10 protein-coding genes are annotated in these 15,186 nt (G+C 45.2%); 2 read left to right on the forward strand and 8 right to left on the reverse strand.

Annotated features, from left to right (window positions below; all coding sequences use genetic code 11):
• Positions 1–30: 30 nt before the first annotated feature.
• The 6 genes from norR to DPF91_RS15115 form a co-directional block, all read right to left on the reverse strand.
• Entirely contained in the window at positions 31–1,560 is a 1,530-nt protein-coding gene (gene norR / locus DPF91_RS15090) for a nitric oxide reductase transcriptional regulator NorR (protein ID WP_117235261.1), read from the reverse strand.
• 122 nt (positions 1,561–1,682) lie between these two features.
• On the reverse strand, positions 1,683–3,815 hold the full coding sequence (locus DPF91_RS15095) for an alpha-galactosidase (protein WP_117235262.1): 2,133 nt from the start codon (positions 3,813–3,815) through the stop codon (positions 1,683–1,685).
• 11 nt (positions 3,816–3,826) lie between these two features.
• Positions 3,827–6,919 (reverse strand): beta-galactosidase, encoded by a 3,093-nt coding sequence (locus DPF91_RS15100; RefSeq protein ID WP_117235263.1) that lies wholly within the window; start codon positions 6,917–6,919, stop codon positions 3,827–3,829.
• Between the two features lie 293 nt (positions 6,920–7,212).
• Positions 7,213–8,439, reverse strand: a complete 1,227-nt coding sequence (locus DPF91_RS15105; RefSeq protein WP_117235357.1) for an ABC transporter substrate-binding protein — start codon at positions 8,437–8,439, stop codon at positions 7,213–7,215.
• 128 nt (positions 8,440–8,567) lie between these two features.
• Positions 8,568–9,419: a carbohydrate ABC transporter permease gene (locus tag DPF91_RS15110; protein WP_117235264.1), complete on the reverse strand. Its 852-nt coding sequence runs from the start codon at positions 9,417–9,419 to the stop codon at positions 8,568–8,570.
• Positions 9,419–10,339, reverse strand: coding sequence for a carbohydrate ABC transporter permease (locus tag DPF91_RS15115; RefSeq protein WP_117235265.1), 921 nt, complete (start codon positions 10,337–10,339; stop codon positions 9,419–9,421). Before DPF91_RS15115 ends, DPF91_RS15110 begins: the two co-directional genes overlap by 1 nt.
• A gap of 355 nt (positions 10,340–10,694) precedes the next feature.
• On the opposite strand from DPF91_RS15115, the gene DPF91_RS15120 reads away from it, so the two are divergent.
• Positions 10,695–11,789, forward strand: a complete 1,095-nt coding sequence (locus DPF91_RS15120; RefSeq protein WP_117235266.1) for an ABC transporter ATP-binding protein — start codon at positions 10,695–10,697, stop codon at positions 11,787–11,789.
• On the opposite strand, the gene DPF91_RS15125 is transcribed toward DPF91_RS15120, so the two are convergent.
• On the reverse strand, positions 11,786–12,727 hold the full coding sequence (locus DPF91_RS15125) for a LysR family transcriptional regulator (RefSeq protein ID WP_117235267.1): 942 nt from the start codon (positions 12,725–12,727) through the stop codon (positions 11,786–11,788). The two genes, DPF91_RS15120 and DPF91_RS15125, sit on opposite strands and share 4 nt — an antisense overlap.
• A 97-nt stretch (positions 12,728–12,824) precedes the next feature.
• Here DPF91_RS15125 and chrA point away from each other — a divergent pair, with 97 nt between their 5' ends.
• Positions 12,825–13,964: a chromate efflux transporter gene (chrA, locus tag DPF91_RS15130; protein ID WP_117235268.1), complete on the forward strand. Its 1,140-nt coding sequence runs from the start codon at positions 12,825–12,827 to the stop codon at positions 13,962–13,964.
• A gap of 57 nt (positions 13,965–14,021) precedes the next feature.
• Here chrA and DPF91_RS15135 read toward each other — a convergent pair whose 3' ends face one another.
• Positions 14,022–15,098 (reverse strand): O-antigen ligase family protein, encoded by a 1,077-nt coding sequence (locus tag DPF91_RS15135; protein ID WP_164684198.1) that lies wholly within the window; start codon positions 15,096–15,098, stop codon positions 14,022–14,024.
• Positions 15,099–15,186 lie beyond the last annotated feature (88 nt).

The raw sequence follows: 15,186 nt of genomic DNA on the forward strand, positions 1-15,186 counted from the left end.
CTGATGTCATTAACACATCCACGCACTATTTTATTCCGGCTTGATTCCAAACTTCTTACCCATCCGGTAGAGGTTTCCTCGGTCCATTTGGAGAAATTCTGCCGCTTTTGACCAAGTTCCATCCGATTTGTTAAGTGCATGAACAATGAGATCTTTTTGATACTGTTCAACCAATGATCGCATTGGCTGACTATCACTAGGCAATAAGCTTGATGTATTTTTCACATCAAAGCTTAAATCGTTATCAAAATGCGCAGTCGTGATTGTAGAGGTTTCTTCTTGAATCGCTCGCAATGCAGAGCGTGTTAACGTGTGCTCAAGCTCTCGCACATTACCCATCCACGGCATATTTTCTAATTTTGTCAGTGCTTTAGGGTGTATATGTAGATTCGGAATATTGAACTGGCTGCGCACCTTTTCTAGTAAGAATCCTGCAAGTACGGGAATATCCCCTTCACGTTCGCGCAATGCAGGAACCGCAATAGGAAACACATTGAGGCGGTGATAAAGATCAGCACGGAACGCCCCTCCTTCAACTTCTTGCTGCAGATTACGGTTTGTAGCTGCAATCAAACGAACATTCACTATCTGATGCTTGTCGCTGCCCACTCGTTGTAGTTCGCCTTGCTGGATCACACGCAACAATTTAGCTTGCAGAATAAACGGCAGCTCCCCTACTTCATCTAAGAAGATCGTTCCACCATCGGCCAATTCAAACTTACCCGCACGATTGCTTGTCGCGCCAGTAAATGCGCCTTTGACGTGACCAAACAACTCACTCTCGGCAAGTCCTTCAGGCAGCGCAGCGCAGTTGACGTAAATCATAGGTTTATCTTTACGGCTAGACTGCGCATGTAAGCTATGAGCTACCAGCTCTTTACCTGCACCAGTTTCTCCCGTAATCAACACCGCATAGTCCGACTGAGCAACGGTAGAAATATTGTTTCTGAGGTTTTGTATTTGAGGGCTGAAGCCAACCATCTCGCCTTGTTTAGAGCGAGCTTGTTGAATCAAGGTTTCGGTGACGTGCTTCTGCTTCTTGTTTTGTGCTTTCAGCGCGCGAATTTGTCCGATATTACGAAGAGTTGCGGCCGCCAATGCCGCAAAGGTTTCTATCGCAACAGAGTCAATGGTATCAAACGCCCCAACATTGAGAGAGTCCAAAGTCAGCACACCGACCAATTGCCCTTCAACGTATAAGCTGCACCCAAGGCAATCATGAACATCTAGCTCAACCTCCTCACTCAGTAGTGCTCCAGTAAATGGGTCAGGTAAATCACAGTCAGCACCAAAGCGCACAGGTTGCCTGCTTTGTATGATCGCTTCTAATCGTGGGTGGGCCTTGGGAAAAAAGCGACGCCCAAGTATTGAACTGGTCAGCCCCTTTACCGCAACCGGAGTCAAAAAGCCGTCCTCATCCAAAATAAACAACGCGCTAGCGTCACATGGAAATACCTTGTCGATACCATCAATTAGATGCTGGTATTGAGCTTCACTGTTTAGGTTTGAGCTGAGGTTGAGTGCAATATCGAGTAGCACTTGATTGAGATGGCTTTGCATAGCAGGGTTCATAGCATGGGTAATAAAAACACACCCAATAGAATAAAGGCGCGATGTCAAAACAACATCACACCTTTAGGTATAACTTCCATTAGCTTGAGTTAAATCAAGTGAAGTGGTGATTAAACCCTTTCTATGTAGATGAGTAAGCACGCTTCAGGGTCAAGAACCGGTAAGGTAATACCCACTTGTTTGAGTATCGCACCATTCACAACTACTTCATCCTGCTCCACCCAATCTGGCATCACTTTCATCAATCCAGCACTGCTTTGCGGGTACTCCACCAGCTTAACTTTATAATCAGACTCCGAGTCTAAAATTGATAAACGAACAGGCTCAGGCAGCATGTAATCTGGCATCGCTAGCTGGCTCACCGTTAGTAGCGCTTCACGTTCATTGTGCACACCATACGCATGACGTGTCTTGTCATTACTATCGAGATAGAAGCTATCGCCAGTATGAAGCAAGTGGCGATATTGCTTGTGCAATGCAATGTATTTCGCGAATGCCTGCTTCTCTACTTCGCTCTCTTTTACCGGATCAAGCTCTACGCCCATATGACCTGCAAGCGCTGTAATGCCACGTAAGTTGATGTCATGTTGACGACGAGTCGTATGGCTATGGTGCGGACCAATATGCGCGCCCATTACCTCTGGTGGGAAGAATATCCCCATGTTCTTTTGAATAGTCTGGCGCTCTAGCGCGTCGTTGCAATCGGATGTCCAAAAGCGATAGGTTCGCTTTAAGATCTCATAATCAATGCGACCACCACCTGAGGAGCACGATTCAATCTCGACGTCTGGGTGCGCTGCCACCAATTTATCTAGCAAGCGATACACTGCTTTAGTTTGCCAATGCACAGCCGCGCGGCTGTTATGGGTTGCTTGAACCAATTCGCGGTTCATATCCCATTTAACATAGCCGATGTTATTTTCGCTTAGCAGTTCATCTAAGCACTTATATAAGTAATCGAAGCAGTCTTGGTTTTGCAGGTTGAGCACATATTGGTAGCGCCCCGTTGGCGTAGCATAACCTTCGGCTGTCAGCAGCCAATCAGGGTGAGCACGGAACAGGTCTGAATCAGGATTAAACATCTCAGGCTCAACCCAGATCCCAAACTCCATGCCCAGTTTGTTTACGTGTTCGATCACTGGCGTTAAACCATTTGGGTATTTCTTGCGGTCAAGAATCCAATCACCTAGTGCCGCTTTATCATGGTCACGACCTTTGAACCATCCATCATCAATAATGAAGCGTTCAACACCGATCTGCGCCGCTTGGGTCGCCATCTCACAGATGTAGTCTGGATCGTGGTCAAAGTAGATGCCTTCCCATGTATTGAGGTGGACAGGCCTTGGTTTACTTTCATCAAAGTTAAGTAAGTGCTCCCTTACATATCCGTGGTTAGCTTTACGTAAACCGTTAATGCCTTTTTGACTATAGGAAGCATAGAGCTCTGGTGTGGTATAGGAATCACCTTGCGCCAGCTCAATTTCACCGGCAAACAGCAGCTCACCAGCCTGAACAAAACGGCGACCATCGCTTTTCGCTTCTGCGCGCCAGCTATGGTTGCCACTCCACGCAAGGTGGAAACCCCACACTTCGCCCTGTTCTTCGCTAAAGGCGTGAGAGCCAATTAAGCAACCTGGGAAGTACTCATGCGACGTGCGCCCGCGACGGTTTTCTTGGGTAAACACGCCGTGCTCAAGCTGAGTTCGTTGTGGCTGGAACTCTCGGCTCCAACGCCCAGTGTAGGATTCCAACTCCTTCGCATGGTATGGCAAAGGCAAACTAAGCACTAACTTATTGAGTTGGTACGCACTCTCATTGTTGTTGATTAACTGAATCGATTTCTTCACCACGCCAGTTTTGCCGTCCATTGAGAGTGAAATCAGCAGCTCCAATTTGGCGATATCATCAACACAACGTATCTCAACTTGATTACCGGTTTGTGTATGCGAATCGTACTCAAAAATTGGGGTCGAGTTTTGACCCAAATGGTGCCCCTCTAAACCAGGGGAGCCATAACTACCTCGGCCGGTTTCTGGGCAGAGTGAAACCGGCACATCGAGGTCGAGCCTCGCTTGAGGAACCGCACGAGAAACCACCATTGCCATTTGAGAAAGCTGCGCATCATCAAGATGACCAAGTTGGTGACCCCAATAGATAATTTCGGGAGCTGGCGCGAGCTTAATAATTAAGCTCGCCACATCACTATGAAGCTGAATGAAAGAAAGTTGCTGAGTTAAAGACATTCCTTTGCTCCTTAAAATTGTAAAGTCACTTGGTAACGGTAGCGCTCGGCGACCAACTTGTATTCTTCATGAACACTTGGCGTCCAAGAGTCATCGCCTCCTACACCCATGTGGAATCCATCTAAGCGAACAAACACATTGCCACTGTCTTCAAGTTCATTGGTGTGTTTTGCTTTCGCAACATTCGATTGTTCGTATCGGCTCACTGACAAGTAGAAATCACCTTCCACTGATAACTGACCAACCTGCGCTTGTTTCACATCACAACGAAGTCCACTGTCCGAAGGGAAGATGTAAGGGGTGTGCATCTCTTGCTGAGTCGCACTAAAGCGGCCAATGTGCGCAGAATCGAGGCGGTCTGGGTAGTTTTCATGAGGTCCGCGACCAAACCACTCCACAGTTTGCTGTTGTTGTGGCAACGCCAATTCCATACCGACACGAGGAAGTGGAGGAAGCCCTTTACTGGCTTTAACATCGACATCAATAGAGACCTTACCGTCAGCAAAAATCTCATAGTGCCATTGCGTGGCAAACAGCACAGAGCCTTGGTATTGATGAGCAAAACGACAGATAATCACAACCTTATCCTTGCCCTCTTGAGCAGAGAGTTCAATACAGTGCGATTCTAGATTTGCTAACCCCACCGCATCCCAACGCGAAGTCCACGCTGTTGGGTCGATTCTATCAGCTTCACTCACACCAATATCGTTATCCAAAGGCGCACGATAGAAATTGTCTTTTGGCCCTACTGCAATCTGCGGCTGCCCACCTTTCTCCCAGCTTTCAATTAAGCCTGAGAGTCGATTGAAACGGATAACGAACTTATCGCCAGAAACAGTTACAGATTTTTCATTTTGCTCTAGGCTTAGCTTGCCCTCGGGAGCACTAGGCTCTAGCTCTAAACTTAGATTTGCAGGCAATTCAAACTGCGCAGTAGCAGTCACATGACCCGCTTCAGCCCAAGCTGTCGATTCTCGCAATGAAACAGATAGGTTCAGGTGGTAGTCTTTACCTGGTTTGGTATTAGGAAGGGCTTTATCCAATTCGATATCCACTAGCTCTTCTGCACCGACCGCTAATTCAATTTCTCCAGAGCTGATCACATGACCATCTTCGGTAATCGTCCAACTCAAGCGTTCGTTGTCAGAACTGGTAAATAGGTTTTCACTGCTCACTCGAATTGTAATTGGTGAGGTACCTATCAGCTCAAACTGATAGAACTGCTGAGCATACTTCGCTTCCAACAATGTCGGGTGAATACTTCTATCTGGGAAAACTAAACCATTAATACAGAACTGTCGGTCATTGATGGTGTCACCAAAATCACCGCCGTAAGCCCAGTATTTTTCTCCACTCTCATCGGCTTTAGTAATACCTTGGTCGACCCAGTCCCAGATAAAACCGCCTTGCAAGCGAGGATGGTCACGAAATGCTTTCCAGTATTCCCCAAAGCTACCCAAGCTGTTACCCATGGCATGAGCATACTCACACAAGATCAATGGACGCGTCTCGTTAGGTAGTGCGATAGATTTCTTAATGCCGACGCGCGGCGTGACTTCGGGTTGATGAGCAACGACAGGTAGATCCCAATCAACACGTGCATACATCGGGCAAATAATGTCGGTGGCTTCGGTCATAGCACCGCCGCCCTCGTACTGAATCGGACGAGATGGGTCACGACGTTTTGTCCATTGATACATAGCATGATGGTTAGCACCAATGCCGGATTCGTTACCAAGGGACCAAATAATGATAGATGGGTGGTTTTTATCGCGCTCGACTAAACGGGTCATACGACGCATAAAGGCATTGAGCCAGCTTGGGTCATCCGCCAGGCGACACATTGGCACCTGGCCATGAGTTTCGATGTTCGCCTCATCCACTAAGTACAGCCCATATTCATCACACAATTCGTACCACATAGGGTGATTCGGGTAGTGTGCGGTGCGAACCGAGTTGAAATTATTCTGCTTGAGTAGTTTGATGTCTTCGATCATCCCTTCACGAGTCATAGTATGACCCAACTCGGGGTGATGCTCATGGCGGTTGGCACCACGAACTAAAATCGCCTTGCCATTCACCTTTAGCTGCCCATCTGCGATCTCCACACTGCGGAAGCCAACGTTATACGCCTCACAATCAAGCAGTTCATCGCTTTTATACAGGCTGATAACCACTCGATATAGGTAAGGCGATTCAGCGCTCCATTTATGAGGATTCTCGATGTAAACCTTATGCTCGGCACGATCAAGCCAAGGACCTTTCTCATCGACAAAACGTTCGCCACATTGTGCGGACTTCTTGCCGAAAACAGAGCCTCCCTGTGCGTCAAAAAGCTCGACTTCAACACGGTTGGCATCGATTTTTTCATTAACGAATGTGGTGACTTCTAAAAAGGCATCTCGGTAGCAAGCATCAAGATTGGTCTTCACCTCCACATCTTGAATCGCCACATGCAGTTTAGCCGTTAATGTCACATCACGGAAAATACCGCTTAGCCACCACATGTCTTGGTCTTCTAGATAAGAACCATCAGACCAACGCATCACCATCACGGCAAGTTGGTTCTTTCCTTGTTGAAGAGCCTCTGTCAAATCAAATTCGGCAGGCAGACGGCTATCTTGAGAGTAACCTACCCACTCACCGTTACACCAAAGATGAAAAGCGGAGTTGACCCCGTCGAACGTAATCATCTTGCGTTTTCCCACAAAACAATCAGGCAATTCAAACTCTAAACGATAAAGCCCCGTTGGGTTTTCATTAGGAACAATCGGTGGCGTATCGGCGAACGGATACTTCACGTTGGTATAAATGGGTTTGTCGTGACCTTGAAGCTGCCAGTTGCTTGGTACCGTGATATTGTCCCAGTGAGAATCATCAAATGAAGAAGCAACACATTCACTCTCAACAGTCTCTGGTCGTTCGAAAAGTTTGAACTTCCAATCACCATTCAAAGAGAGTTGATTTGAAGAGGGGGTATTGTCCAACGCCGCCTGCACCGTTGGGTATGCGTGCAACGGAGCGTGAGTTTCACAGACATTATGGTGAGTGACATATTGGTTTTCCCACTCTCGGGCCGCAATCACTTGCTCAAATGTTCTCATTGTTCTTTCCTATCATGTTTCACGATGCCGCGGCTCGGCAGCAACAAGCTATTGATGATTCTCTACCCTGCTCTAATAATTTTATTGTTGTGTAACGTATCTCAAATCATTCACTAGAGCAGAGATGAAAACGTTTACATGAATTTACCACCAGCCCTTGATATGACTGAGTTTTTTGCATTAATTTCGTGATCTATTCACAAACTATTTTCAGCATTAAAACAAGGATCACTAAAACGAAAAAAGCCAGCACCGGAGTACTGGCTTCAGATTGTCGTTGTTCTTACAGCTAACTACTTAAACGTACGCTTACGAACTTTCTCTAGACGCTCAAGAATCTTGTCAACACGCTCAGGTTTCACCATGAACTCTTGGAAACCTTTCATGCCTTCTTTCGCCATTGCAGGGTCAGTATCACGGTCGTAGAACTGCGCAGTACCACTCGCATCAGCAAGCATTTGGACACCAACATTCAAGAATTCGTCTTCTGCTGGTTTCGCTTTACTGTTGGTTGGGATTTGCAGTAGTACGTCGTTGATTAGCTCTTGAATCTCAGGCTGAGCAACAAACGCTAGGAACTTACGTGCATCTTCTTTGTTCTTCGCTTTCGCAGGGATGTGAATCGTATCCATTGGCGCATCTTCTGCCATTGGTACTGAAGGGTCGATCTCTGGGAACTGGAAGAAGCCCATCTTACCTTTTAGCTCTTCTGGGAAGTTAGGTGCAATGAAGTTACCAATTAAGTACATTGCCGCTTGGCCGTTATATAGGAACGGCTGCGCTTCCTGCCAAGAGTAAGACGCATGGTTTTCTAGGAAGTAACCTGGCTCAACAAGCTCAGCCCAGTTTGCGAACGTCTTCTTAACACGATCATCAGTGTAAGGAACCTTACCGTCCATTAGGTCGATGTGGAAATCAAGACCATTGGTACGTAGGTTGATGTAGTCGAACCAACCTGCCGCAGTCCAAAGGTATTTAGTACCGATAGCAAACGGAGCGACATCGTTAGACTTCAGCGTTGCTGATGCGGCTTTTAGCTCTTCCCATGTTTTTGGTTCTGCAATGCCGTATTGCTCAAAGATGTCTTTACGGTAGTAAACACCCCATTGGTAATATGTGTAAGGCACACCATACTGCTTGCCATTCACTGTCATCGCTGGTGCTGCTGACTTGAAGTCTTGCTTCATGTTGTTGTCAGCCCATACGTCACTCACGTCTTCAATTAAGCCGCGGTCAACGAATGTTTTCATACGGTTACCCGCATACCAGAAAACAACATCAGGTGGTGACGTTACCAACCAGTTACGAATCGTAGTTTTGTACGCTTCTTTATCGTAAAGGTTGTACTTCACTGTGATGTCTGGGTTTTCTGCTTCGAATCGCTTAACGATTTCTTCCCACGCAGCTTTTGGTGCAGGGTCCGCTTGGTCCGAGTTAATCACTAGCGTTCCTGCGAATGCAGAAGTCGATAGTGTCGCCCCGAGTACAGCGGTAGCAGCAAGGTGTTTCACATATTTCATAGTCAGATCCTTATTGTCGAGCAAAAGCTCTGGGTCCATTTATTATCGTTTTTGTGATGCCAGGGCTGCTAACCCTGGCATGTGATACCGATTGGTATCTTCCTTCGCTTAACAGTGTAGTTTGACGGTTATCCTTTCGTCGCACCGAGCGTTAAGCCAGCAATAAAGTGACGCTGCATTGTGAAGAACAGCACCACAGGAGGAATCGCAGCAACAACCGCACCAGCAGAGATAAACTGCCAAGACGCAAGCCATTGACCTTTCAACGCACTTAAACCAGCCGTTACAGGACGAACTTCATCACTCTGAACCAATACCAACGCCCAGAAGAAGTCATTCCAGATGAAGGTGAATACAAGTACTGCCAATGCTGCTAATGCAGGACGAACCAATGGCAGAACGACGTGACGGAAGATTCTCCACTCACTCACACCTTCTACACGCGCCGCTTCAATCAGCGCATCAGGAATACCAACTATAAAGTTACGCATAAACAAGGTACAGAAGCCGGCTTGGAACGCGATATGGAAGAAAATCAGCGCCCAGTGGGTGTCGTACAATCCAAGACTAATCGTCAAGTCACGTACCGGAATCATTAGGATTTGGAACGGTACAAAGTTACCCGCAATAAACATCGCAAAGATCCAGATGTTCGCTTTGAACTTGTACTTAGCAAGTGCATAACCCGCTAATGTCGACAAAGCCACTGCTCCAGCCACCGCTGGTAACGTTATCATCAAGCTGTTTAACAAGTACTGTCCCATAGAAGTACTAGTAAAAACTTGGGTATAGTTCTCAATAAACTGAATTTCTGAGGGCCAACCCCAATAATTACCCGTATTAATATCTTCTATTGAACGAATAGATGTCATCATTACCGCGATAAGAGGTAGTAACCACATCACGATTGCAATAGGTAACGCGACACGATAACTAATATTGGTGAAGCGACCTGATTTAGAAATTGGTTGTGGGTACATTATTTTTCACTCCTTAACATACGCCATAAGAAGTATGCGATGTAGACATCCATGATGAGGAACAAGACAACAGAAACCGCCGCACCGTAACCCATACGATAGTTAAAGATAGATTCTTCATACATTTGGTAAGCAAGTACTGATGAGCTACCCCAAGGACCACCCGCCGTCATTGTTGCTACCAAGTCGAACGAACGCAATGCACCGATAACCGTAACAACGATAGCGATAAAGGTTGCAGGTCTTAGCTGAGGAAGTACCACATACCAAAGCATGCGCAGCTTCTTCGCGCCATCAAGACGCGCAGCTTCAAGTTGCTCCGGATCTAGGTTGTTCAGACCTGTTAGGTACAAGATCATGCAGTACGAAATCTGAGGCCACAAACCCGCAGCGATAATGCCGTAGGTCACGTAGTCTTCGTCGGCTAGAACCGAAATAGGATCAATACCAAATGCTCCTAACGCGATGTTAAACAAACCGAAAGATGGATCGTAGAACCACGCAAACACAAGACCAACCACCACTTGTGAGATAACAAATGGGAAGAAGAAAAGAGATTTAACAACTCGAATCCCACGGACTTGCTGGTTCAAGAAAAGAGCAATCGCCAAGCCTAATGGCGGCGCTAACATAAAGAACACCAACCACAAGAAGTTGTTCTTTAAAGAAGTGTAGAACGCCTCTGAATCGAACAACTCACGATAGTTGTCCAAACCAACCCACGTTTTTTCTCCTAATCCATCCCACTCAAAGAAGCTTAACCAAATACTATCGAGGATCGGGTAAATCACGTAGACAGCAAAAATTAAAATAGCAGGTGCTAAAAACAGCCATGGGGAAAGTTTGGCTGAGATTCGAGCCTTCTTTCTAGCTGAGGGTAAATTATTTTCCGGATAGGTCGCTTTCACTGAACGCTCCATTTCGGTTCTCCATACATCCACCACTTTTTACAGTGGCTATAATCGCTGTTATGCCTAACCTTATTAAAATGTGTGTTTTTGGTTAGGCATGCGCGTTCGAATATTCAACGAACAAATTGTAGACCGTGTGAATATAATTCGCACATAAAGATACATTTTTTGTAAACGTTTCCACAAAAATCCCAAAAAGTAACACCAAAACCATGAAGATGATCAACTATTCGGTAACATCGACTATATCAACGCTGAGATGCGCGTATATTTGACAGCATCTTAAAATTCGTCGAACAAGCCAATTAATTACCCACTAAGTAGTAGAAATTAGTTTGGTTATCAAAAAGATAAAGGACTCGATATGGCCAACATTAATCTAAAGAATGTCATCAAGCGTTTTGGTGATGTACAAACCATCCATGGTGTCGACCTAGACATCAATGACGGTGAATTCGTCGTTTTTGTTGGGCCATCGGGTTGTGGTAAGTCAACACTGCTTCGCTTAGTTGCGGGTTTAGAAGAGATTACCGAAGGTGAGCTGTCTATTGATGGCCAAGTCGTCAACGACGTTGACCCGGCAGAACGTGGCGTTGCAATGGTATTCCAGTCCTACGCACTATACCCACATATGACAGTAGAAGAGAATATGGGTTTTGGTCTAAAAATGACTGACCACCCTAAAGAATTTATTGAAGAACAGGTATCAAAAGCCGCAAAAACTCTTCAACTAGACCACCTACTAAACCGTAAGCCAAAAGAACTCTCAGGTGGTCAGCGTCAGCGTGTCGCTATCGGCCGTGCCATCGTACGTAATCCTAAAGTGTTCCTATTCGATGAACCGCTGTCTAACCTAGATGCTGAGCTTCGTGTCGATATGCGCCTACAAATCGCGAAACTTCACCAAGATCTGCAAAATACGATGATTTATGTAACGCATGATCAGGTAGAAGCAATGACGCTAGCTGATAAGATTGTGGTATTGCGCGATGGTCGTGTTGAGCAAGTGGGCTCTCCTCTGGAGCTGTACCACCGCCCAGCCAATGAATTTGTAGCAGGCTTTATCGGCTCACCAAAAATGAACTTCATTCCAACTACTGTGGAAGCGTTATCATCGGAAACGTTAACACTAGTAACCAATGACAACCAAGTGATTACGCTGCCTGCTAACTCTAACATTGGAGCTAAAGTGTCGACAGGTGACCCGCTAACACTGGGTATCCGACCTGAACACCTAGAAATCCATCAAGATTGCGACGTTAAGCTCAACTTCAAGAGTGAAGTGGTTGAGCGCTTGGGCAACAGTACCTACATGTTTGGTCAATCAAGTGGTATTGATGGCTTCACGGTTCACCTGCCTGGTGACCAAGAGGTTCAGCGCCATCAAACGATTCAACTGAGCTGCAAGAGCAGTGATTGCCATCTGTTTACTACAGACGGCATCTGTATCACTAGCTAATTCAATGGTTCATCTGACCCAATAACACTTAAAACAGCTTCTTGAATGTTCCCTCGCAAGAAGCTGTTTTTTTCATCCTTCTCTTTATTCGCTCTGTAGACCAAGTGAATATTGAAGTCAGGTACATCGATAGGTGGCTCACACGCAACTAAGTCTTTATCTTCACCTTCAGCTGTAATGGCAACTAAACGCGGCACAATACACATTAAACGTCGACCTCGAACTAATTTACGAATTGTCAAAAAGTTACTCGATACGAACGACACATCACGTTTAAGCCCTAACTCTTCTAATTGTGCATCGACCTGTGTCGCAACCGCACCAACCGGGGAAACTAAAGCATGTTCAACAGACACAAAATCTATCTCGCTTAGCGGCAATTCAAATTCAAGCTGGCGGTTATCAAACAAGCACAAATGCTTTTCTGTATAGAGTTGCTGCACACGATACTTTGAACTCGTTTGACCAAAGCTACCGATCACTACATCCAACTTGTGTTCCTCGAACTGGCTCTGATAGTTCGACTTATTCACGTTAAAGAACACAACCTTTGCATTTGGGGCTATCTGTTTAATCAGATCGAACAGTATTGGGCCAAAGGCTTGCTCTGCATAATCGGTCAAGCCTATTCGCCATAGACCTTTATATTCTTCGGGGTTGAACTGTTTAGGTTCTAAAAGCTCAGTCTTCACCGTCAACAACAGTGAATCTACAACCTTACTAAGCTCCAAAGCCCTAGGTGTTGGCTCCATTCGACTACCCACACGCTCAAACAACGGATCATCCAACAGCACTCTTAATCGTTGCAAGCTGTGGCTCATTGCAGATTGACTCACATAGCTCTTCTCAGCGGCTCTAGTGACACTTCCCGCTTCCATCAGCGCCTGAAAAGCAACTAGCAGATTAAGGTCTATATTTTTCCAGTTAAAATCGCTCACAACCCATCTCATTCATAGTTGATATCAAAACTATCGATTTGAATCATAGTTCATTCCTGCATACATTACAGCCAGTCACTTACACTATGAAACGATTATGCTAACTATCTTTAAAACCTTTTTCTGGCTTGGCTGGATCAGCTTCGGCGGGCCAGCCGCTCACATTGGTTACTTTCGACAAACTTTTGTCGAAAAGTTGAATTGGTTAACGGACGAGGAATATGGGCAGATTGTCGCCCTAAGCCAATTCTTACCAGGCCCAGGTTCCAGCCAAGTGGGTTTCGCATTAGGATACAAAAAAGGCGGACTAACAGGTGCGATTGCAGCTTTTGTTGGTTTCACGTCACCATCTGTTCTATTAATGCTAGCGCTCGCCGTGTTAAGCAGCCAATTCATGTCGAACGACCTGTTTCAATCCATTATTCACGGTTTGAAATTGCTGGCTGTGGTCGTTGTTGCTGATGCGACATTCGGTATGTACAAGAACTTCTGCAAAAACAAGCTCACCACCACTTTGTTCATGCTCACCGCCGTCGTATTGTTATTGGCACCTGGAGTATTACCTCAGATCTTGGTACTGATCTTTGCTGCACTGGTTGGTGCTTTCTATCTCCAAGGAGCAGAAACCAACACGCCTTCAAAAGAAACTAAACTTTCCATTGCTCCTTTAATTCTTTTCGTTGTTCTTTTACTTGGCATGCCAATGTTAAATGGACTGTTCTCAGGTGTTAACATTTTCAATCAATTCTACCAAGCGGGAAGTCTCGTGTTTGGTGGCGGCCACGTGGTTTTACCTCTACTTCAAAATGGTATTGGCGACCAACTTACACAAGATACCTTCTTAACCGGCTACGCTGCCGCTCAAGCAGTACCGGGACCGATGTTTACCCTAGCGACATACTTAGGGTATTCACTCTTACCTGCTTCACCAATTGTCGGTGCATTAGTTGCCACCATCGCTGTGTTCTTGCCAGGCTTCCTACTGCTATTAGCAGCGCTGAAAAACTGGCAAGCCATCGCATCGATTCCAAAAGTCTCTGGTGCGTTAACAGGCGTTAATGCAGCCGTAGTGGGTCTACTTCTAACGGCTCTATATCAACCGATTTTTTCTAGCTCTGTTTTGTCATCGACCGATTTTGTGCTAGTTATCGTAGGTGCATGGTTGCTAAAAGGGCTCAAGTTGCCAATAGTTGGATTGGTTGGGTTCTTTGTTGTGGCGGGGGCTCTAACTTTATAAACCATAAAAATGTGGTCCACAAAGGTGAACCACATATTCAATTTCACATTACTATTGCTAAGACTGTTGCTCTTCTATTTTAGTAACTTCGGCAGCCATATAAGCACACAAAACGAAAAATACCATCAATGGGGCTGCATGGTAGAAATTTCCATCAATCAGGCCTTGTGCAATTAATGCAGCAAAAGCCATAAAAGCAGGAAGTATATGCCGATGGCCTCTAAATAACGCTTTGGAGCACACTCTCCAAGTGAGCAAGGCCATTAAACTTAATAGTAATGTTGTACCTACTAACCCAAACTCTACTAACCATTGTAAAATAAAGTTATGGGGTTGAAGAAAGCCAATCTCCGTTATGTAATAGTGTGCCTCTGCACCATAACCAAACCAAGGCTTATCAAGAAAGTTCGCGTAAGCCTCTTGCCATAATTCATATCTAGCAACCATCGAACTAGATGACAAAGCGTCTAGTGTTTGACCTGGGTCTAAAAAACGGTTCAAACCATTCCACTTAAAAACATTCAAAGGTAAGGTTATCACCACAGTGAAAAGCCACACCAAAGCTAATCTCAGCATTAAACTGGCTCGAAATTGGTTGCAGTAGATCAAATAAACAGCAGCGAGAGCAACTGAGCCCAAGTAAGCAACAATTGCACCACGACCTCCAAGCCAAACTAGATAGCCCAAACAAACAACTAAACCCAAGTAACTTGAAACATTAGTCTGTTTCATCAACAGTCGAATTGAGTACATGACGGTCGGAATCAGAACTAAGTAGCCTTGATACCGGCGGTTAGCACTGAAGAAAAACTGACCTTCTTTGAGCCCTTCTCTTAGTGATGGGTCTACAAAAGAAACCAGGCTAAACAAAACTGCGATGCACGTAGTTACAGTCAGCACATAAGACAATTCAAAGTTGACACCTCCTTCGTCAGAAAAATAAAAACAAAGCACGTAAAAAACACAAAAATGGGTTGTTATATAGAGAGATCTTATAAGAGAGCTAATAGAGAACTCGAAATCAACACTAGTAAAAAAAAGGGATGCAGATCCCAAAAGCGTTAACAATACAAATGTAAATGAAATGTATCTATTTAACGAATTTACCCTAAATGCTATTCTATTTATATCCATGATATTTCTATGGACATATATAAGAAAAAACACTTCCAAAGTAAATATTATAAAAGCCCCCAACGCTGGGGTATAAAATGTTGAGAAA

This window comes from Vibrio maerlii (genome assembly GCF_003415655.1).
In the GTDB taxonomy this organism is placed as follows: domain Bacteria; phylum Pseudomonadota; class Gammaproteobacteria; order Enterobacterales; family Vibrionaceae; genus Vibrio; species Vibrio maerlii.

Excerpts from the sequence above, each read along its gene's own strand:
- norR (WP_117235261.1), bottom strand. The coding sequence starts at position 1,560 with ATGCAAAGCCATCTCAATCAAGTGCTACTCGATATTGCACTCAACCTC.
- DPF91_RS15095 (WP_117235262.1), bottom strand. The coding sequence starts at position 3,815 with ATGTCTTTAACTCAGCAACTTTCTTTCATTCAGCTTCATAGTGATGTG.
- DPF91_RS15100 (WP_117235263.1), bottom strand. The coding sequence starts at position 6,919 with ATGAGAACATTTGAGCAAGTGATTGCGGCCCGAGAGTGGGAAAACCAA.
- DPF91_RS15105 (WP_117235357.1), bottom strand. The coding sequence starts at position 8,439 with ATGAAATATGTGAAACACCTTGCTGCTACCGCTGTACTCGGGGCGACA.
- DPF91_RS15110 (WP_117235264.1), bottom strand. The coding sequence starts at position 9,419 with ATGTACCCACAACCAATTTCTAAATCAGGTCGCTTCACCAATATTAGT.
- DPF91_RS15115 (WP_117235265.1), bottom strand. The coding sequence starts at position 10,339 with ATGGAGCGTTCAGTGAAAGCGACCTATCCGGAAAATAATTTACCCTCA.
- DPF91_RS15120 (WP_117235266.1), top strand. The coding sequence starts at position 10,695 with ATGGCCAACATTAATCTAAAGAATGTCATCAAGCGTTTTGGTGATGTA.
- chrA (WP_117235268.1), top strand. The coding sequence starts at position 12,825 with ATGCTAACTATCTTTAAAACCTTTTTCTGGCTTGGCTGGATCAGCTTC.
- DPF91_RS15135 (WP_164684198.1), bottom strand. The coding sequence starts at position 15,098 with ATGGATATAAATAGAATAGCATTTAGGGTAAATTCGTTAAATAGATAC.